The organism is Thermodesulfobacteriota bacterium (assembly GCA_039028315.1).
Lineage (GTDB): Bacteria > Desulfobacterota_D > UBA1144 > Nemesobacterales > UBA2774 > CR02bin9.
In genome coordinates this window covers 1-19,565 of sequence record JBCCIH010000013.1, presented here as the reverse complement: position 1 = coordinate 19,565, position 19,565 = coordinate 1, and the positions used below count along the sequence as shown (strand labels likewise).

The 19,565-nt window shown below is 41.3% G+C and carries 18 protein-coding genes and 1 tRNA gene; 10 read left to right on the top strand and 9 right to left on the bottom strand.

What is annotated here, in order from left to right; all coding sequences use genetic code 11:
• Positions 1-2,863: IPTL-CTERM sorting domain-containing protein (locus AAF462_01890; protein MEM7007864.1), on the bottom strand; the 2,863-nt coding region annotated here is incomplete at its 3' end.
• Positions 2,864-3,034: 171 nt separating this feature from the next.
• Between AAF462_01890 and AAF462_01885 the strand changes: the two genes are divergently transcribed.
• The 3 genes from AAF462_01885 (at position 3,035) to rsmI (ending at position 4,568) form a co-directional block, all read left to right on the top strand.
• A tRNA-Ser gene (locus AAF462_01885) sits at positions 3,035-3,120 on the top strand.
• 84 nt (positions 3,121-3,204) lie between these two features.
• Positions 3,205-3,714 carry a calcium-binding protein gene (locus AAF462_01880; GenBank protein MEM7007863.1) on the top strand — a complete coding sequence of 170 codons (510 nt, stop codon included), beginning with the start codon at positions 3,205-3,207 and terminating at the stop codon, positions 3,712-3,714.
• A 17-nt stretch (positions 3,715-3,731) separates the two neighbouring features.
• Positions 3,732-4,568 (top strand): 16S rRNA (cytidine(1402)-2'-O)-methyltransferase, encoded by an 837-nt coding sequence (gene rsmI / locus AAF462_01875; protein MEM7007862.1) that lies wholly within the window; start codon positions 3,732-3,734, stop codon positions 4,566-4,568.
• A 15-nt stretch (positions 4,569-4,583) separates the two neighbouring features.
• On the opposite strand, the gene AAF462_01870 is transcribed toward rsmI, so the two are convergent.
• From AAF462_01870 to gshB, 4 genes are read right to left on the bottom strand one after another with little or no spacing between them, the layout of a single operon-like run.
• The gene (locus tag AAF462_01870; protein ID MEM7007861.1) at positions 4,584-4,769 is read right to left on the bottom strand and encodes a hypothetical protein; all 186 of its coding nucleotides are present in this window, start codon (positions 4,767-4,769) and stop codon (positions 4,584-4,586) included.
• Positions 4,770-4,822: 53 nt separating this feature from the next.
• Positions 4,823-6,283 (bottom strand): Asp-tRNA(Asn)/Glu-tRNA(Gln) amidotransferase subunit GatA, encoded by a 1,461-nt coding sequence (gene gatA / locus AAF462_01865; GenBank protein ID MEM7007860.1) that lies wholly within the window; start codon positions 6,281-6,283, stop codon positions 4,823-4,825.
• A gap of 14 nt (positions 6,284-6,297) precedes the next feature.
• On the bottom strand, positions 6,298-6,588 hold the full coding sequence (gatC, locus tag AAF462_01860) for an Asp-tRNA(Asn)/Glu-tRNA(Gln) amidotransferase subunit GatC (protein ID MEM7007859.1): 291 nt from the start codon (positions 6,586-6,588) through the stop codon (positions 6,298-6,300).
• A 9-nt stretch (positions 6,589-6,597) separates the two neighbouring features.
• On the bottom strand, positions 6,598-7,545 hold the full coding sequence (gshB, locus tag AAF462_01855; GenBank protein ID MEM7007858.1) for a glutathione synthase: 948 nt from the start codon (positions 7,543-7,545) through the stop codon (positions 6,598-6,600).
• Between the two features lie 143 nt (positions 7,546-7,688).
• Here gshB and AAF462_01850 point away from each other — a divergent pair, with 143 nt between their 5' ends.
• The 5 genes from AAF462_01850 to AAF462_01830 all read left to right on the top strand — a co-directional run bounded on the left by AAF462_01850 (position 7,689) and on the right by AAF462_01830 (position 12,970).
• Positions 7,689-7,940 carry a hypothetical protein gene (locus AAF462_01850; protein MEM7007857.1) on the top strand — a complete coding sequence of 84 codons (252 nt, stop codon included), beginning with the start codon at positions 7,689-7,691 and terminating at the stop codon, positions 7,938-7,940.
• On the top strand, positions 7,927-8,625 hold the full coding sequence (gene nfi / locus AAF462_01845; protein MEM7007856.1) for a deoxyribonuclease V: 699 nt from the start codon (positions 7,927-7,929) through the stop codon (positions 8,623-8,625). The genes AAF462_01850 and nfi overlap by 14 nt, the downstream gene beginning before the upstream one ends.
• A 2-nt stretch (positions 8,626-8,627) precedes the next feature.
• Positions 8,628-9,095 (top strand): dual specificity protein phosphatase family protein, encoded by a 468-nt coding sequence (locus tag AAF462_01840; GenBank protein ID MEM7007855.1) that lies wholly within the window; start codon positions 8,628-8,630, stop codon positions 9,093-9,095.
• 121 nt (positions 9,096-9,216) lie between these two features.
• Positions 9,217-11,346 (top strand): indolepyruvate ferredoxin oxidoreductase subunit alpha, encoded by a 2,130-nt coding sequence (locus AAF462_01835; GenBank protein ID MEM7007854.1) that lies wholly within the window; start codon positions 9,217-9,219, stop codon positions 11,344-11,346.
• Positions 11,347-11,371: 25 nt separating this feature from the next.
• Positions 11,372-12,970, top strand: coding sequence for an indolepyruvate oxidoreductase subunit beta family protein (locus AAF462_01830; GenBank protein ID MEM7007853.1), 1,599 nt, complete (start codon positions 11,372-11,374; stop codon positions 12,968-12,970).
• 2 nt (positions 12,971-12,972) lie between these two features.
• Here the strand turns inward: AAF462_01830 and carA are convergent, their stop codons facing one another.
• Together carA and gatB are read right to left on the bottom strand one after the other, a co-directional pair.
• On the bottom strand, positions 12,973-14,091 hold the full coding sequence (gene carA / locus AAF462_01825) for a glutamine-hydrolyzing carbamoyl-phosphate synthase small subunit (GenBank protein ID MEM7007852.1): 1,119 nt from the start codon (positions 14,089-14,091) through the stop codon (positions 12,973-12,975).
• Between the two features lie 76 nt (positions 14,092-14,167).
• Complete coding sequence (gatB, locus tag AAF462_01820) at positions 14,168-15,595, bottom strand: Asp-tRNA(Asn)/Glu-tRNA(Gln) amidotransferase subunit GatB (GenBank protein ID MEM7007851.1); 1,428 nt, start codon at positions 15,593-15,595, stop codon at positions 14,168-14,170.
• A gap of 70 nt (positions 15,596-15,665) precedes the next feature.
• On the opposite strand from gatB, the gene AAF462_01815 reads away from it, so the two are divergent.
• Positions 15,666-16,319, top strand: coding sequence for a PIG-L family deacetylase (locus AAF462_01815; GenBank protein MEM7007850.1), 654 nt, complete (start codon positions 15,666-15,668; stop codon positions 16,317-16,319).
• Here the strand turns inward: AAF462_01815 and AAF462_01810 are convergent.
• Both AAF462_01810 and AAF462_01805 read right to left on the bottom strand, forming a co-directional pair.
• Positions 16,312-16,962 carry a hypothetical protein gene (locus AAF462_01810; GenBank protein MEM7007849.1) on the bottom strand — a complete coding sequence of 217 codons (651 nt, stop codon included), beginning with the start codon at positions 16,960-16,962 and terminating at the stop codon, positions 16,312-16,314. The genes AAF462_01815 and AAF462_01810 overlap by 8 nt on opposite strands.
• A gap of 78 nt (positions 16,963-17,040) precedes the next feature.
• A complete protein-coding gene (locus tag AAF462_01805; GenBank protein MEM7007848.1) occupies positions 17,041-17,853 on the bottom strand; it encodes a DUF4396 domain-containing protein in 813 nt (270 codons plus the stop codon).
• 342 nt (positions 17,854-18,195) lie between these two features.
• On the opposite strand from AAF462_01805, the gene AAF462_01800 reads away from it, so the two are divergent.
• A partial coding sequence (locus AAF462_01800; GenBank protein MEM7007847.1) for a hypothetical protein occupies positions 18,196-19,565 on the top strand: 1,370 nt, incomplete at its 3' end.

The window sequence follows — 19,565 nt, the reverse complement described above, 5'->3', positions numbered from 1 at the left end:
CCTTGTCATCAAATGCAAAACTGTAGGCCTGAGGGCAGGCGTCATGAAACGCGCTTACCATAGGCTCTGAGTTATTCACCCATTCTGGGTTAGAAAATATAGTCGTAGGCATATGATTTGGAATTTCAGCGCATGTTGACTTCCCGTTGTTGTTAATAGGCGACCAAGCAGCGCAGCCGCAGCAAAAATCAAAGTTTATCTCGGTGTCTGCAGTCGGCATACTGTAGCATGATGTTGCGCCTTGATTAGCCGCTCCTGTGCAGCCGTATAGCTGGGTCATGGCGGTAGTCATCGAGCTCGTACACACTCCGCTCTGACATCTTCCCGCCATATCGGGAGTAGAGACACAGTCGCTGTCCTGCTGGCACTTGGGCTGACCCGTGCAGTTTAGATCAGTTGGGTTGCCGCCCAAAACGCATGCCTGATCAGCTCCCAAACAGCCTTCATATGAGCTGTTCGAAGGTGTGTTCCCGGCATTTCCGCATGCACCTGAATCATCACAGTTCCATGTCATTGAGGTGACATCAGTCCCAAAAACATTTGCAGAACAGTTAGCTTCTGAAACTGCAAAACCATTTGTTGTGCCGGTGCCGCAGCTTGCCTGGTCCCATGGACAGCATTCAATATTGGTTGTGTTTATTCCCTCTGCATCACATCCTGTGGGATCAACACATCCAGGGCTTGCGCACTGATATGTGTTCACGCATTTACCGAGCATAGTGTCACATTTAAAATTAAATGTCGAGGCTATTGAGGTAGGACCGTTCGCAGCAGTCGTTGGGCAGTCTGCATTAGTTGTGCAGCTTCCCATCTGGTCAGTTCCTCCAGTGGTTGCAATTCCGCCGTTCATACTCATATCGTATGTCATAGGATCGGGGACAATTGAGACTGCAAGGTTTGCGCTGTCTGTCATGCTTATATCGTAAAAATCTGTGACATTTCCGTTTGAGAATGTTATCCCCATAGCAAATTCAGCAGCTGTTACAGGGGGATTCCCGGAGACTTCGCAGTTAAGTGAAAACTCAGCGTTCCCGCTGCTATCGGCTGTCATACCTGTGCATTGTCCCGTATCACATAGAAACTGTCCGCTGCCGTTAGTTTCACAATTGGTTCTTCCCCAAAACCTGCCGGCCCAGGTGACCGGAATATCTACCATGCTCATACCAGCAGTTCCACCGCTTTGAGCGTCAAGTTTCCAGCCGTTACCGTCTGTGGCCACAAAAAAGCAGGTGTTCGTCGAGCTGTTGCAGTATTGCTCTGCCCAGCAGGTGTTGGTTGTAGGGTTACAGTACTCAAGGGGCTCGGTGCAGTCAGAATTTGTTGTGCACATTGTTGTCATTGGAGTAGTGACTTCACCACCCACCCAATGACATGTGTCGGTGGTGCCGTTGCAGTACTGATTTGATGCACATTCATTAGTTGGCGAGCATGATACTGGAGGCATTACCTCTGTGCCGCAGTCCTGGTTTGAGGTGCACATGTCCATCGAGTCTATATTTGTTCCATTCACAGGAACATAAGTGCACTGTCTAAAAGAGCATGAAGGAGTAGGGAGTGTCGTGTCACATCCGCATCCTGGAGGACCTATTGTCCAGCAAGTGTTTGTGGCAGCGTTACAGGTCTGCCCGCTTGGACATGGCTCTGAATCCGAGCAAGCTGCGTCCGTATTTGCTCCGGGCTTGTTTACGCCCGGAGGACATCCGCCGTTGTTAGTGGTTTCCTGATTGCAGAAGTTAGTTATTTCCTGCCAGCATGTGTTTGTATGAGTGTTACAGAATTGTCCGGAGGCGCAATCAGAGTCTGTTGTGCACATAGTGTTTTCATTTGTTGCGCAGCTATTTGTCGTTACGCTCTGATGAAGAGTCGAGACGCAGTATTCATTAATTGGACAGTCGTTTGAACTTGTGCACGATGGAGGATTTGCACAGGCGCCGTCATTACTAGGGGTGCAAGCTCCGGTATTTCCTGCAGCAGCGACCCAAATATCATCTGTGCAATTGTTTACGAAAGTAAGGGTCCTAGTTGGAGTTGTCTCAGCTATTGCTGAATCTATTGTATTTGAATAAACCGTAGCAAAACAAATAATAGCAAATATTGATAAACAAGCAGTTTTCTTTCTTCTAAACGCTATGACTGAGAATATTCCTAATATCAAAGCCAGCCCCATAGCGCCCCACTCAGACATTGTTGGTATTGTGAAACTGTCCGCAGGAAGAATTAATGCAGGAATTACCCAATTTGCCCTTGGGTTTTGAGGATCAGCTGTGAGCTCAATTCTGTCAAAGGGATCAGTGCTACCTATAAAATGAAGTCTTTCATTGTCAAAGCTAAGCACAGTCACCGAGCCAACCATATCTGCACCATTATATAGATGCGCATTAAATGGCCCTCCCCAGTCTCCCACTTCGAAACCGAACTCCGATATGGCATGGGTGAGTTCTATAATTAGAACATTGGCTTCTCCATATGTGCCGTTAGGATCTACTAGAAATAGATCTCCGGATTCATCGGGGTTTGGGGCAAGAGCCCTGCCTCCACCTGTCTGAAAATTATATTGTGACGTCCCTGGATCAGTTATGAAACTAAGCGCGGTAAGTGGTGCGTAAGGAAATTGGCTTAGGATATCCTCAATAGTTGTTGGACCAGCTGGCAGCTCATCAAAATCCATTACAAAATTTGGAACAGAAATAGATGGTATTACAAATGCCATGCCTCTTGTAGTTATATCGAGACTCCTGGTTTGTGCATGTTCCCTAAGTGCCTCATCCTCTGGATTAAAGGCAAGAGAATCATTAGATAAGAGAGAAAATACAACGATAAAAACTGAAAATGCTAGGATTCTAAAGACGGAAATTTTAATCATCTACCCCTCCAAATTTGTTTGTGAATATTGCTATTATAGCAGTTTTTGCCCGGAAAGTTATCTAACTACTTCTTTTCCAGTAATAATGATGATTAGAATTCCAATTGTGAGTATATCTCTTGAATCATCCCACAAATTCGGGGACAATATAAGTCCTTAAAACTTGATTCCGGAGAGCTGGCAGAACGGCGATTGCACCGGTCTTGAAAACCGGCGTCCTTACGGACTTGGGGGTTCGAATCCCTCGCTCTCCGCCACTTATTTACCACTTTGAGACCTTGACTTTTTTTAGCTTAAGTAGTTTAATTGAGATTGAGAACACGAAAATAAGGAGGGTAGTTATGAGATCAATAAATCTAGCAGTTTTAACATTGGGAATTTTATTATTAACTTTTGGAATATCTATTGCTCAGCCAGATGATAAAAAGGCTGCAGAAGAGGCTCCGCCACCAACTTGTGACGGTAGAGTAGCCACAATTGTCGGTACAGAGGGTAACGATGTGTTGACAGGGACAGACAACGACGACGTAATAGTAGGTCTTGGCGGAAACGACACGATTAGCGGAAAGAAAGGAAAGGACTATATCTGCGGCGGAGAAGGTAATGACATAATAGAAGGCAACAAAGGCCCTGATAAAATTTATGGAGATGCCGGAGATGACAGGATTAAAGGAAACCGCGGATTAGATGTAGTATACGGCGGTGAAGGCAATGATACCCTAGAAGGCAATGAAGCTGAGGACTTTTTAGACGGCGGACCAGGAACTGATAACCTTGACGGCGGAGATGGTGTCGACAAATGCCTTAACGCTGAGCAGTGGAAAAATTGCGACGGAACCGGTGGAAGTTAATATAATAGAATTAGCTTATGAGCTCTGAGCTGTATATAGTTTCAACGCCGATTGGAAACCTTGATGATATTACTTTAAGGGCGCTAAATATTTTAAGAGAGGTTGATTTAGTTGCTTGTGAGGATACAAGAACTACGAAGAAACTTCTCTCGTACTACCAAATACAAAAACCCCTAACGAGCTATCATGAGCATAATGAAGTAGAGAAATCTAAGGAGCTCGTATCACTTCTCCTAGAAGGTAGTAGTATTGCTCTTGTATCAGATGCGGGAACGCCGGGGGTGTCAGATCCCGGCTATAGGATAGTAAAGCTCGCATCTCAAAACGGTATAAAAATTGTCCCGATTCCTGGGGCCTCAGCAGCCATGGCAGCGCTTAGCGTCTCAGGGCTTTCTACCTCGAGTTTTGGATTCCACGGATTTCCGCCAAAACAAAAAAAGAAATTATCTGAATATCTAAATGAGCTTAAATATTTGCCCCAGACGCTAATATTTTATGAATCTCCCAATCGAATAATAAATACGCTAGAGGCTATGATTGAGGTTTTAGGCGACCGAAATGCTTCAGCTAGCCGGGAGATAACTAAGATGTATGAGGAGACAATTAGAGGAAACTTGTCAGAAGTTTTAAAGTATTTTAAAGAGAAAGACTCGGTGAAAGGTGAGTTTACTTTGGTTGTAGAAGGTGCTGCACAAAAATCTCAGGAATTTGATTCTAATACTGTTGATACTATGTTGGAACTATTAAAGCAAGATGGTTTATCACTTAAGGACGCTGTTTCTCAGGTAGTTGGGGAAAGCGGGATTTCGAAAAGTAAGATATATAAGAAGGCTCTAGAAATATGGAAGAAGTAGTTAGCTAATTCGGATTTACTTCTCAAGCTCCTTCTTTACTATCTTATCCTTTTCGACTTCTGATCCGACTTTAACCTGCTTTTCGATTTTCTGCTTTCTGTGCGCAGCCTCGCCTTGAACATTCGACTTGCATTCATCGCATATAGAGTCTTCAGAAGGCTTTCCGCACAGCATACAGACTTTTTGTTTCTTTTCACTCATGTTGTGATCACCATTTATATATTTTACAGTCTATTTTTAACAAGATATAGGCCCTAAATCTCAGGTGTCTTATTGCTCCAATCTGTATTGTTCTCATAGCTGTGGGCAACATGTAATACAGTTTCTTCATCAAACGCTTTGCCAAGTACTTGAATACCAATAGGAAGACCTTCTTTAGAAAATCCGCAAGGAACTGATATTCCCGGCAGTCCAGCTATGTTGCATGGGATAGTCAGTACATCTGAGAGATACATTGTCAGAGGATCTTGGGTTTTCTCTCCAATTTTAAATGCAACCTCAGGTGTTGTAGGAGCTACGATAGCATCTACTTTCTCAAACGCTTGGTCAAAGTCTTTTTTGATGAGTGTTCTTACCTTTTGTGCTTTTAGGTAATAAGCATCATAGTAGCCGGAGGACAACGCATAAGTGCCAAGCATTATTCTTCTTTTTACCTCATCGCCAAATCCCTCAGCTCTTGTTTTAAAATACATTTCATTTAGTGTCTCTGCCCCTTGGGCGCGGTATCCGTATTTAACTCCGTCGTATCTGGCTAAGTTTGAGCTTGCCTCCGATGGGGCAATTATATAGTAAGTGAGCACTGCATATTCTGTATGAGGTAGAGAGATTTCTATAATCTCAGCGCCTAGATTTTGTAATTCTGATATAGCTAGTTTTGCAGCTTGCTCTACATCTTCGTCCATGCCATCAACAAAATACTCTTTCGGAACCCCAATCTTAAGTCCTTTGAGATCATCCTTTAGGGCCTGAGTGTAATCAGGCACAGCAACGTTTGCACAAGTTGAATCTTTTGGATCGTGTCCTGATATGGAATTTAGTATTAGTGCGGTGTCTTCAACGGTTTTCGTAAAGGGTCCTGCCTGATCAAGTGATGAGGCAAAAGCTACCATGCCAAACCTGCTTACCCTCCCGTAGGTAGGTTTCATTCCGACCACTCCGCAAAATGCCGCCGGCTGACGAATTGATCCTCCAGTATCGGTTCCTATAGATCCCATGCAAAGTGAGGCTGCAGTAGCAGATGCCGAGCCGCCGCTAGATCCGCCAGGGACTTTTTCAATATCCCATGGGTTTTTTGTAGGTCCAAAAAAAGAATTCTCAGTAGATGAGCCCATAGCAAACTCGTCCATATTATTCTTACCTAGAATAACGGCGCCTGAATCCATTAATTTCTGAGTTACTGTTGCGTCATAGGGAGGTATGAAATTCTCGAGCATCTTTGAGCCGCATGTGGTCGTTACATCTTTAGTAATAAATATGTCTTTAAGAGCTAAAGGTATTCCGTGAAGAGGCCCTTTGTAGTTTCCAGATAATATTTCTTTTTCTGCTTGGGCGGCTGTCTCAAGAGCTCTATCTGCCATCACCGAGATATAAGTATTTAGAGCTTGGTCTTTTTCTTCAATCCTTTGCAAAAAAGCATTTGCAAGCTCAACTGGTGAAATCTCTTTTGATTCTATAAGTTCAGACGCATGTTTAATAGTTAAATGCTCTACATCCATGTTTGTAATTCTCCTTAATCTTCAATCACTTGTGGCACAACAAAGAAATCATCTTCACTCTCGGGCGCGTTTTGAAGAACTTGATCGGTGCTGAGTGTTTTTACCCGTTTATCTTCTCTAAGCGGAGTAGAGGAATCTAACACATGCGATGTAGGCTCGACGCTGTCGGTATCAAGCTCGTTTAATTTCTCAATGTATTCCAATATGCTACCAAGCTGCTCGGTGAATTTTTCAACTTCCTCTTCTCTAAATTCAAGTCTTGCAAGCTCGGCTACTTTAACTACATCTTCTTTAGATATTTTCATGACCTCTCCTTAACCACAAAGCTCCTCAGCAAACTCTATAACCTTAGTTTCAAGTTTGACTCTATCAAGATTATTAATTTCCTGTATTCCGGTAGGGCTTGTTGTATTAATCTCAGTAACATAGCCTCCGATTACATCGATGCCGACAAAATATAGCCCGTCCTCTCTTAGTCTAGGGCCAATAAGTTGGCAAATCTCAAGGTCTCTGTCAGTTAAGTCTGATTTTGCCGGGCTTCCCCCTGAGTGGAAATTAGATCTGAACTCCCCGCCCGATTTAGGAACCCTGAGAACGGCTCCCAGAGGCTCTCCGTTTAATATTATTATTCTCTTGTCACCAACTGATACCTCTTTTATAAATTTCTGGGCGATTATGTATTCGCTCTCAAATTTAGTGATGCTCTCCAAAATTACATTTGCGTTTTTATCACCCTCTCGCACATAAAAAATTCCTTCTCCACCATGACCGTCAAGAGGCTTAACCACCATTTCTCCCCCAGACTCATTTAAGAACTCCTGAAGCTCTGATATGTTTTTTGTAACTAGGCTGTCAGGAATTATTTCAGGGAAAAACAGTGAATACATCTTCTCATTGGATTCTCTAATACCTGTTGGATTATTAATTACTTTAGTCTTGGTTTCATCAACCAGGCTTAGAATATAAGTTGCGTAAAGAAAATCATTGTTAACCGGAGGGTCTTTTCTCATCCATACTGTATCAAAGCTATCGAGACTAAGAGTTTGTGTCTGTCCTAAATGATAAAAAACCTCACTCCTTTCAAGTGTGATTGGGGTAGCATTTCCATATGGCCTAGCTTCTTTTACAAACAGATCTTTAAGCTCTAAATACCAAACCTCATGACCCTTTGCCTGAGCCTCAAGCATCAGCACAAATGTCGTGTCTTTCTCGGTATTAATACTATCTACCGGATCCATCACAAATGCCATTTTCAGTTTCATATTATCTACTTTAGTGAACTGTAGTTGAAGTTTGATTCTACCGAATTTTATACTCATGGACAAATAAGGTGCAGATATCTGAGTCCTATAAAGTTAGTGTATACTCTAATTGAGATTGTTTAAATTGTTGTGATTGGGAAGATATGAAAAAGGATAAACCAACAAGCCAAGACATCACCGAAGAAAACAAAAAGCTTAGAAGGCTTAGATTTATGGTTGATCTAACTTTGTCTTTAATCTATCAGACCGATATGAGTAGAGATGAAGCTTTGGAGCATTTTGATAAAGTGAGAGCCTACGCGCTTAGGCTCTTCCCAGAAAAAGAGCTTGCCTTTGAATTGCTTTATGCGCCTAAATTTAAACGAGCTTTAAAAGAAATATATGTCTCCCATTAACAATACTAGGCTGCAAAAGTTATACAGCGCAAGTCCCCCTGACTATTCTGAGGCTATATCTATTCAGAAAGAGCTTAAGAATAAAGTCTCTTCCAAAAATGGATTTAGATCAATAAAAACCATAGCCGGGGCTGATTTGGCGATTCTAAAAGATACAAATCAGCTTGTATGCGGCATTATTGTGTTTAAATACCCCGAGCTATCTGAGACCGAAAGAGCATTTAAAGTGGTGGATGAACAGTTTCCATATATACCTGGACTTTTAGCATTTCGCGAAGGACCTGCAATAATTAAAACTTACAAAGCTCTTAAGACTAAACCTGATGTACTTATCCTTGACGGGCAGGGCATTGCGCATCCCAGAGGTTTTGGAATAGCGTCCTATGTAGGCGTACTACTTGACATTCCGGCAATGGGCATAGCTAAGAAAAAGCTCTACGGAGACTACAATATGCCAGACGATGTCCCGGGTTCATCTGAATCTTTGGTTGCCAAGGACGGAAAGAAAATTGGAGCTGTGCTTAGAACTAAGAGGAATACTAAGCCTGTATTTATTTCAATCGGCCATAAGATTAACCTTTCAACCTCTATCAAGATTGCAAAAGAGTGCTCAAGAGGCTATAGGATTCCTGAGCCTACCAGACAAGCGGATAAATATGTTTCAGAATTAAAGAGAGGGTTTTAGTCATGCCTGAGAGATTCTCATGGATTGTAGAAGACACTATTGCCGGAATGGAGAGGCCAGGACTTATTTATCCACTCGATGATGATTTAAGCTTTTTAAGATCTAATGGCATAGATGTTATTGTAAACCTGCAGGAAAAAGAGCATTTTGTGGATCATGATCAATTTACGGTTAAGAACATCTCAATTGATGACTTTGGACCACCTGAGTATGAAGATTTTATAGAGTTTATTGATTTCACAAAAACTCAAATAGCTCAAAATAAAAGAGTATTGGTTCATTGCTACGCAGGGATGGGAAGAACAAATATCATGCTGGCAAGCTACTTAATTCACCATCTTGGGATTAGCGCTGATCAAGCGCTTGAAGAGGTTAAGCAAAGAAGGCCTGTTCACTTTGTTACATACAGACAGGAAGAGGCGCTAAGAGAATATTACTACGTGATTCGAGACAGCCTTAATTCTGTTTGATTTCAGCCACTTAAATATTTATAAATCCCTGTCTTAAATAATTTTTCTAGTATCCAAGGCTCTTATCTGGTACATTATATCTCAATCTTACAAACAGATTGGCGCCTCAAAAGGAAAATATATGGGTTATTCAAAAGAACTGCTCGAGCAACTAAATTTCGGCAAAGGCGAGACACTATACGGAGACACTCCACTTGCTATTTTAAAGGCGTTTCTGCAGTCCGGTGTGGCATATTTAGGCGGCTACCCAGGATCACCAACTGCAAGCCTGATCGATGCAATATCTGATTCCTACGACACGATTTTAAAGCCAAAAGGCATTTACTTTGATTGCTCAGGCAATGAGGCTTCAGCAGCTTCACTTCTTTCAGCTTCAATCAGCTATCCGATAAGAGGATCTGTTAACTGGAAGATCGTCGGCACCAACGTTGCCTCTGATGCTCTATCTCATATTTCCTCCTCTGGTGTTACTGGCGGGGCAATGATAATTGTAGGTGAGGATTACGGCTGTGACAGTACATGTGTAGCTGAGAGGGCGCTTCCTTTTGCTCTTAAGTCAACGATGGCAGTGATGGATCCAAGGGGTGATCTGGAGCATGTGGCAAATATGGTTCAAAAGGGCTTTGAGCTCTCTGAGTATTCAAATATGCCCATCATGTTTCTCTTATCTACCAGGGTAGCCCACATAATGAACAAGATGAAATGTGATGACAATATACAACCTCCTATAAGCATGCTCGATCAAATTCAGGATCTTAAAACCGATCTTGAGACAATTCCTCTTCCTCCATTCACATTTGATCATGAGAAGAAAAAATATAACGACCGTTTGCCTGCAGCTCAGAAATTTATCTTAGAGAATAAGCTAAATGAATTTTTTGACGGTGATGAAAAGTCTATCGGAATCATAACACATGGAATGATTTACAACTCGCTTATGAGATGTCTTTATAATCTTGGTGAGGCCAATTTATACGGGGAGACAAAACTTCCTATACTTAATTTAAACGTTACAAATCCTCTAGTTCCAGAGGAGATTATTCTCTTTATGAGAGATAAAAAAGCAATATTAATTGTCGAAGAGGGAATGCCTAACCTTCTAGAGGAGCAAATCCGTTCTATTGCACAAAGGGCGAGGTTAGGTCTAGACATTTTTGGAAAAGATATACTCCCTAAAGCTGGTGAGTATACACCTGATCACATAGCAAAAGGTGTTGGTAGTTTTCTTTTGAAGAATACATTCTCTGAGTACGAAAAAGAGAGAATCAAAGAGAGAAGTGAATATACTGAAAAGCATAAAGAAAAAGCCGCAAATTACTTAAAAGAACCAGTTGCCAAAAGGAACCCTGTTTTCTGTACAGGATGCCCTGAAAGGCCAATTTTTACAGCTATTAAAATCTTAGAAGAAGATTACGGCAGATCCTACTATGCATCTGATATTGGGTGTTACTCAATGAGTGGGCTTCCTCCGTTTGATCTTAGTAACTCAATCACTGGAATGGGAATAGGGCTAGCTTCAGCCTCAGCGCTTTCTCGTATGGCAAATAAGAGAGTCATCTCTTTTATGGGTGACGGCACATTTTGGCATAGCGGACTTACCACCAGCATAGCAAACGCTGTATACAACAATCAGGATGCAATCTTAATCATCTTAGAGAATTTCTGGACTTCTATGACCGGGCACCATGAAAACCCTGCTTCTGGAAATAACATGCGCCAAGAGGGCGTGGTTATGGACATCGAGAAAGCTCTTAAAGGAGCTGGAGTTAAGTGGATTAAGACAGTTGATCCATATGATCTTCAAGAATCAATTGACGTTCTAAGAAACGCATATGATGAGGAAAAGGGACTTAAAGTTATTATTTCACGTGCTGAGTGCCAGTTAGAGAAAACCAGGCGTGAAAGAGGAATTATAAAAGAGAAAATTAAAGCAGGAAAACGCGTAAAACAGCAAAAGCTCGGCGTTGACCCAGAGGTTTGCACAGGTGATCATTCCTGCATGCGCTATAACGGCTGCCCCTCACTTACTCTAAAAGACAGTCCAACTGTTCTTAGAGATGATCCTGTGGCACATATTGAATATTCATGCGTGGGTTGTGGACTGTGCGGTGAAATTGCTCATGCCGCTGTGCTGTGTCCTTCGTTTTATAAAGTGGAGATAGTCGATAATCCATCTATGTTTGACAAACTAGGCGCAAAAATTAATAGATCATTACTAAAAATGATTTCCAAAAACGGATGGATGGGCTAGTCCGAGTAGCCTGTAAGAAATAACAATGAATAAAAAGAGCGACCTAATTAAAGTATTAATCCCCGCAGTTGGAGGACAGGGAGGCGGGGTGTTAACCGAATGGGTTGTTCAGGCATTTTTTTTAGAGGACTATGACGCTCAGGGTATAAGCCTTCCCGGGCTCTCTCAAAGAGGCGGATCAACCGTCTACTATCTCGAAGCCCACCCTAAGCCAAAGACTGAGGAAAAGCCGCTTATTTTTGCTCAGTTCCCCGTGCCAGGTGAGGTTGATATTATCTTAGCTCAGGAGTTTTTAGAGTTGGGTAGAGCACTAGAGCTTGGATACGGATCGGACAAAACTACAATTGTAACTAGCACACACAGGATATATTCCACACTAGAAAAGATGCCCATTGGAAGCGGCATTTACTCAGATGAAAATCTTAGGAAACTTGCAAACGCTTTTTCCACCAGAATGATAGAGCTAAATGCTCTTGAACTCTCAAAAGCAAACGGTATGGATGAACTGGCTGTAAATGGAATATTATTGGGCGCTCTTTGTGAGTCGGGAGCTGTACCAATTGATAAAAAATCATTTATCAAGGCAATTGAGATGGTAGGCGTGGCTACCAATGCAAGTTTAAAAGCATTTGAAGTCGGATGGAACTATGCCCACAACAACAATAATGGTAATTTTACAGACTCTACCAAGTGGGATGAGTTTGTGGAAGAAAGATCATCGAAACTTTTAAGCGAAGAAAAGAAAGCATATCTAGCACGTATCAAAAATATTGAATCCGATTACCCAGCGCAGTTAAGGCAAATTCTTGCAGAATCTGTTTATCGGCTTATGGATTATCAGGACTTGGGCTATGCAGACAAATATTTAAGCGAGGTAAATAATATATATGTTATAGATCAGAACACTAAGGGCACAAACTATGTTCTGACAGAAGCTTATGCCAAGAATCTAGCGCTTTTAATGAGTTATGAGGATGGTATAAGAGTTGCCGAGTTAAAAATTAAGTCAGATAGGTTTAAACGCATACGAGAGGAAATGAGGGTCAAAGAGGATCAGGTCTTTCATGTGGTTGACTATCTAAAACCTGATGCTGAGGAGATTTATGGCCTATTGCCAAACGTTTTGGTGGCGCCTGTTCTTAGCTTTACCAGGACAGGACTCTTTAAAAAGATTTGGAGAAGAAAAAAGCCTTTAACAATGGGACAGACGCCGGTAACCAACTCTTTCTTTGGATATCTTAGGATGCTCATGCTGACCAAGATCAAATTTATGAGGCCGTACTCTTGGAGATATAAAAAAGAACATAGGCTGATTAAGCGCTATACTGAGTCTCTTATCAAGTATTCGTCTTATGATAACAAACTCGCTGCCCAAATTGCCAAGAGCGCCCAAATGGTTAAGGGATACGGAAGAGTTAGAAGAAGGACAATGGATGCTTTTTACAGATACCTAGATAACATCATCTCTCCGCTGGCAGAGTATGAAACCAAAAACAGAAAGAGCTACGATATTACTCTTGAGATTGGTCAAGAGGCATACAACTTAATACTCGGTGAGACTGTTGACGGGATAGATCAGGCTGAGAAGCTGGCTCAAGATATACTTGGCCAAAGAGCTGCCTAGTTTTAACTATCTCCCTTCATAAGTTTTATAAATTCTTCAAATAGATAGGACGCATCATGCGGTCCTGGTGAGGCTTCAGGGTGGTATTGTACTGAAAAGGCAGGATGCTTTTTGTGTTTAATGCCTTCAATGGTGTCGTCATTTAGGTTTATATGCGTGACTTCTACATCGTCACTAATAGTTTGTGTATCAACAGCAAAACCATGGTTTTGAGATGTGATCTCTACTTTTCCCGAACTTAACTGTTTTACGGGTTGATTTGCTCCCCTATGGCCAAACTTAAGCTTATAGGTTTTTGCTCCCATGGCCAGGCTTAGTATCTGATGCCCAAGGCATATGCCGAATATCGGCTTTTTGCCAACCAGAGTTCTTACGCTTTCTACAGCGTATGCAACAGCAGAAGGGTCACCCGGGCCGTTGGACAAAAATATTCCATCAGGTTCTAAAGCAAGTATTTCATTCGGCGGAGTTCTGGAAGGAACAACTGTAACATCGCATCCATGCTCGGTTAGTTTTCTAAGTATGTTTTGTTTTATGCCAAAATCATAAGCAACAACTTTAAATTTTGGATCAGCAACTTCGCTCAGATCATCTTCCCATTTAAAAGGTCCTTCGTCCCATTTATATGGATCTTCACAGCTCACCTCAGTCACAAGGTCTATACCTACTATCCCATCTGATTGATGTACTTTTTTAAGAAGGCTCTTTGAATCTAAATCTTCAGTCGAGATTACTGCTTTCTGAGCGCCCTTGGATCTAATTAGTTTAGTAAGCGCCCTTGTATCAATCCCTTCAATCCCAACAATGCCGTAATTATCTAAATATGATTCTAAATCTCCCTGTGAGCGCCAGTTGCTGGGAGTCCGCCAGTACTCTTTTACCACAAAACCTTTAAGAAAGGGCCTGCGTGATTCAACATCTTCTTCATTTACCCCATAGTTTCCGATCTGGGGATAGGTCATAGTAACAATTTGGCCATTATAGGATGGATCTGTCAGAATTTCCTGATAGCCTGTCATTGAGGTATTAAAAACTACTTCTCCAAACACCTCTCCTTGGGCTCCGAAGCCGTAACCCTCAAAAACGCTGCCATCTTCTAGTACGAGGAGTGCTTTCTTCATAAATTGCGATGGGAAAATACATTCTATTTCCCGTTATGTCAAACCAAGCCTCGCGGCCTGCTTGTTATCTGAGTTTCTATTCTGATAATGCTTTTCTAAGAAGTTCGTTTATAACCTTTGGGTTTGCTTTTCCTTTTGTCTCTTTCATCGCCTGGCCTACGAAAAATCCCATGAGCTTTTGATCACCAGCTTTATATCTTTCTATTTCATCGGGATGAGCGTCAAGAATCGCAGTGACAATATTCTCAAGCTCTGACTGATCTGAGATTTGAGTCATACCTTTTTCTTCGACTATCTGTGTTGCGTGTTTTCCGCTAGATAGCATTTCTTCAAAAACTTCTTTGGCAATCTTTCCACTAATTGTTCCGTTTTCAATGAGGTTGAGTAACTCCCCTAATTTTTTCGGGGTAATAGGGAATGAATCAACTTCGTCTCCCTCTTTAACTTCTCTTAGGACCTCGGTCATAATCCAGTTGCTCACAGTCTTTGGATTAGTATGCTCTTTAAGGCAGTTCTCAAAATAGTCTGCTATCTCAATTGAATCAGTGAGAACCGCCGCGTCATATTCGGGAAGTCCGTACTGTTCTTTGAATCTGGCTAGTTTTTGATCGGGCAGCTCAGGTAAAGATTCTCTTAGCTCTTCTATATACTTTTGTTCCATAACGACCGGCATAAGGTCAGGGTCTGGGAAATATCTATAGTCATGAGCTTCTTCTTTTGATCTCATAGAAAAGGTAACGCCCTTGTTAGAATCAAACAGTCTTGTTTCTTGAACGACTTCTTCACCGTTCTCGACCAGCATAATTTGTCTTTTTATTTCGTACTCTATTGCTTTTTGTACGTACCTAAAAGAGTTTACGTTTTTGATCTCTGCCTTTGTGCCTAATTTGTCACTTCCCTTTGGCCTAACTGAAATATTAGCGTCACACCTTAAACTACCCTCTTCCATGTTTCCATCACAAACTCCTATGTATCTAAGTATCGAGCGGAGCTTCTTCATATATTCCACTGCTTCTTGAGCGCTTGTGATCTCTGGCTCACTCACTATCTCAACAAGCGGCACACCAGCTCTGTTAAGATCCACATAACTTGAACTGCCGTGATTTTCATGTACCAGCTTGCCCGCATCTTCTTCCATATGAATTCGGGTTAAATTTATTTTTTTTGTAACGCCGTCAACTGTAATTTCAACCCATCCGCCGCTAGAAAAAGGTTCCTCATATTGAGATATTTGGTAGCCTTTTGGAAGATCTGGGTAGAAATAATTTTTTCTGGCAAAGCGGGATCTTGGGTGAAGCTCACAGTTAAGTGCAATGGCTGCCTTAAAAGCATACTCTAAAACTTTTTTGTTAAGCACGGGCAGTACACCAGGAAGGCCAAGACAAACAGGGCTTACATGGCTATTGGGGCTTCCACCAAACTCAGTAGATTCAGTTGAGAATATTTTGGATTCTGTTTTAAGCTGCGCGTGAACCTCAAGACCTATTATTGGTTCAAATTCCATTTCATATACTCCAATTTCAGTTAAATTAATACTGATTGATGGGGCAAATTTGTCAAGGACAATATAACACATGAGTAAATGCATAGTGGTGGTATCACCGCACCCAGATGATCTTGAGATTGGTATGGGCGGCACGGCTGCGAAAATGATTGACGGCGGCTATGAGATTGTTTCGTTACTAGCAACAAACGGCAGCGGCAGCACTTCACTAAAAGGCCACAGCGAAGATAAGATGGCAGAAGTAAGGCTCCAGGAGGCTAGAGAGGCTGTCTCTGCTCTAGGAGTTCAGACTTTAATACCACTTCAGTTAGATGATGTTAAATCTGACGATAATAAAGATCATTTCAAAAATGATTTCAAAGAAACACTAACTCGATTTAAACCAGAGGAAGTATATATACCTCACCCTAAGATTGATAAACACCCAACGCACAAGATAGTCTCTGAACTAGTTGTTGAAGTGATGGCGGCGCTAGATCAAAAACCAGAGAAAATCTGGTGTTATGAAGTCTGGACACCTTTTACCACTTACGATAGGTTAGAGGATATTTCCGAATTTGTAGATCAGAAAATTATGGCAATTGAGGCTCACAAGAGCCAGCTTGACTATAAAAACTATACTGACGGCATGCTTGGATTAAACAGATACCGTGCAATCTTTGATGAGCGGCACGGAAAGACTGAGATGAAGTATGCCGAAGTATTTATTGAGCTTTCTATTTAGGTATGTGGCCTGTTTTCATACTCCAGAGCAGCATATCAAGCTCTTCGATATCAATTCCAAGCTCGGACGCAAATGCCGACATCTTCTCCTCTGCTTCTAAATACTTCTTTTTCGTAGTTGGCGGTTTGGGATTATCCAATACTTCCAAATCATAGAGAGATCTTACAACGTTCCTATCTAAAATAGCGTATCCTTTACAGCCTACGTTCCGCAGAAAATGACTCGCCTGCGTAAGCCCTAAGCCTTTAATGTCTTTATTCAGGGCGAAAAATTCTCTAAGTTCTAAAGGGTCTTTGTGAGATTGTATGATGTCGTTCATTTTAAGTCCGTATTGGTCCTTTAAATAATCTCTAGTGTGCACTATATAATATGCTTTCTCAGGATACTTATGGACTCCGCTGAGTTTTTCTACCATTTCCTCAGGTGATGCTTCTAGCAGCATATCTCTAATTGCACTTAAAGACTTAGCGCCGACTTTAGGTCCGACTGCGGAAGTAAGAATACAAAATGTGAGCTCCTCAAAGATTTTTCTGTCATCAGCTCCGGCTTTAACATCATCGAATTCTGAAAGCTGGGCCTTAATTGAATCTTTTTTTTCAGCGTATAGCTCTTTAAGCTGTTTAATCTTCTCAGGGCTGGCCATAAATACAGTTTATCATCCGGGCATTCTTAGACAACATGAATACTCAGCTTGTTTTTTGTATACACGAAATGGACTTAATCAAAGTTTTAGCTCAATAAAAAATGAGGTTATCCAGATAGCGACTCCTAAAATCGCAAATGTAAGTACAACAACTCCGAGTTTGGTATTTAGCGTAACTTCAGACTCTTTATGCTCTGACATGTCCATAGATTTACTAGCATCTGTTACAGCTGACATCATACCGTGTTTAAGCCCTTTCCCAACCATCCATGAGTTTATTGGATAAGCAGTGATCATTCCTGCCATAGTTGCAATGGCTGAGATTCCCCAGAATATAGGTTTCTCAGGATCTCCGCCTCCTGGTATTAGGCCTCTCATGATGGCCATTACAGGGATCATTCCAACCATGACCATGTTCATTGAAACTGTTTCAGCGAAAATAGTTTTTTTAATAGCTACATAATAATTTCCGCCCATCATAGATTTCATAAAAAGCGCTTGAAAAATAAGGAGCCCGATAATGTATGCAGAAATGTATTCGATTATTAGATCCAGCCCGTTTGGGAAAGCGAGCTGAAAAGTAACGATTGCCGCAAGTATGATTCCAGTTGCATCTCCGGCAACGCAGTGCATCATAGAGCCAACCGACTGCTTCCAATGCGCAGCAATATAGTCATCGTGCGTTCCCGGGAGCGGTTGCCTGCAAGAGAGAAAGAAAATGATCAGCCCGACCGGCCCTGTATAGAGAACTATCAATATCCAAGCTAGCTTCATTACCCACTGAGCTGGGGTATTGGTCTGAAGATCATAAATAAGAACAATTAGAGATAGGCCCGTCAATATGAACCAGAGTAGGAGAGCTCCGCCAAGAAGTGTGTCTGGAAAAAACATATCATCCTCCACAAATGATCTATGTTATTATGATTATGTCATCAGATCGACATATATGTCAATGATTCTATACATGACCATTTAGCCGCAGGTAGGAGTTATATAATTTTCCATATGGAGAAACTTACACTAAATCAATATTTTGAAGCGTTTAGGGTCAAAATTGCTTTAAAGATAGTTCTCAGTGGCATTATATGCATTCTTATAAATAATATCTTTCATTTACACCTAGCATATTTTTCCCTTTTATTTGTCTTTTTAATATTGAGTCTATTTCACGGGCAAGTTCTGAGTGCTGGTATAAGGGCTTTTATAGTCTCGCTAATTAGCGGAGCCCTAACTTTGATAATCAGCTATTTGTTTTTGGACTCTAAACTTGCATATGTTGCGCTTACTTCTATATGGATATTTTTTGTCATTGCCCTTAACTTTAAATATTTTCTTTCACTTCTTGTTGGAGGTGTTGCTTCTACGATGGCTATGTATACGTCTATATATGACTCACTTGCACAGGCTGCCAATACCTTTGATAGCTATATGATTCAGCTTCTTCTTGCAATCATTGTTGCGTGGATAGTTGATTCTCTTATCTGGCCGAATCGCAGCAGGGGTGTATTTCAGCTTACTTTGAAAACTGTTTATAAAGACCTCTCAGAACTCTTTGGCGGTTACCTAAGTGAAAACGCTGCTGAGAAAAAAAACCGCCGCAGCCTTTCAATATCCCTTATAACTTTTAGCAATTTAGTGAACTATGTGAATAGAATGCAACAAGAGGAAAAGGACAAAGATTTTCCGATAGATATGTATATGAAGATAATCACCTTCTCAAGGGGAATCTATATTAAGATAGAAGTATTAGAGGATCTGCTATTAAAGGATCATATGTTCTTAAAGAACGATAAAGTTGAAAAAAATTTAAGTCGCATAATGACCCTAATTTCCGAAAGTTTTTCTGTAATGTCATCCGTAATTGGAACAGATAGCCCCTCAGAGATAAAAGACAAGGAACTAAAGGATCAAGTAGAGTCGATTCACCAGATATATAGAGAGATGCACGAGGTTAAAGACCTGGATGATGAGTACTATGAAGACTTACATGCATTTGGTGCGATGCTGCCGGTGATAGATGATATTACTGATAAAATTCTTAGAATCTCAGAGGCGATCAATGTATTTCACAATAACCAATACTCTGTTATGATGGCGGAACGATTAACACATACAAAACAGGTAGAGAATAAAAGAAAAAGCTCATTTTTATATATTGATCAAGATGGCTTTAGAGCTGGAGTTAAAACAGTTGTGATTTTCCTTATCCTAATGTTTGGTGAGGTAGTTATAGGTCTTCCCGGAGGCGGACAGGTCGTATTCTTTGCAATATTATTTGGAGTTATACCAAACCTTGGTCAAGCATTTATGAAAAGCAGGTATGGGATTATAGGAGTAGTACTGGGAATTACTTTTTGTTTTATTAGTATAATGGTGATTTCTATATCGCCGCATTTTTTGATTGTGATATCGCTCTATAGTCTTGCGACGTTTATCGCTGCATATATTGCAAGCAGTAGTAAGGATATTGCGGTCTCAGGTCTTCAGGCCGGGCTTCTATTTCCTTTCGGACTTTTATTAACTACAGGTCCTAATCTGGACATAAGCGATGCCTTTACTCGGTTTTTGGCCCTATTCTCTGCGGTTTTCATAGGCCTTATAGT

Coding starts and splice junctions, on each gene's coding strand:
- AAF462_01840 (MEM7007855.1), top strand. CDS start 8,628: ATGCCTGAGAGATTCTCATGGATTGTAGAAGACACTATTGCCGGAATG.
- AAF462_01835 (MEM7007854.1), top strand. CDS start 9,217: ATGGGTTATTCAAAAGAACTGCTCGAGCAACTAAATTTCGGCAAAGGC.
- AAF462_01870 (MEM7007861.1), bottom strand. CDS start 4,769: ATGAGTGAAAAGAAACAAAAAGTCTGTATGCTGTGCGGAAAGCCTTCT.
- gshB (MEM7007858.1), bottom strand. CDS start 7,545: ATGAAACTGAAAATGGCATTTGTGATGGATCCGGTAGATAGTATTAAT.
- AAF462_01880 (MEM7007863.1), top strand. CDS start 3,205: ATGAGATCAATAAATCTAGCAGTTTTAACATTGGGAATTTTATTATTA.
- nfi (MEM7007856.1), top strand. CDS start 7,927: ATGTCTCCCATTAACAATACTAGGCTGCAAAAGTTATACAGCGCAAGT.
- carA (MEM7007852.1), bottom strand. CDS start 14,091: ATGAAGAAAGCACTCCTCGTACTAGAAGATGGCAGCGTTTTTGAGGGT.
- AAF462_01805 (MEM7007848.1), bottom strand. CDS start 17,853: ATGTTTTTTCCAGACACACTTCTTGGCGGAGCTCTCCTACTCTGGTTC.
- gatA (MEM7007860.1), bottom strand. CDS start 6,283: ATGGATGTAGAGCATTTAACTATTAAACATGCGTCTGAACTTATAGAA.
- AAF462_01850 (MEM7007857.1), top strand. CDS start 7,689: ATGAAAAAGGATAAACCAACAAGCCAAGACATCACCGAAGAAAACAAA.
- gatC (MEM7007859.1), bottom strand. CDS start 6,588: ATGAAAATATCTAAAGAAGATGTAGTTAAAGTAGCCGAGCTTGCAAGA.
- gatB (MEM7007851.1), bottom strand. CDS start 15,595: ATGGAATTTGAACCAATAATAGGTCTTGAGGTTCACGCGCAGCTTAAA.
- AAF462_01815 (MEM7007850.1), top strand. CDS start 15,666: ATGAGTAAATGCATAGTGGTGGTATCACCGCACCCAGATGATCTTGAG.
- AAF462_01810 (MEM7007849.1), bottom strand. CDS start 16,962: ATGGCCAGCCCTGAGAAGATTAAACAGCTTAAAGAGCTATACGCTGAA.
- rsmI (MEM7007862.1), top strand. CDS start 3,732: ATGAGCTCTGAGCTGTATATAGTTTCAACGCCGATTGGAAACCTTGAT.
- AAF462_01830 (MEM7007853.1), top strand. CDS start 11,372: ATGAATAAAAAGAGCGACCTAATTAAAGTATTAATCCCCGCAGTTGGA.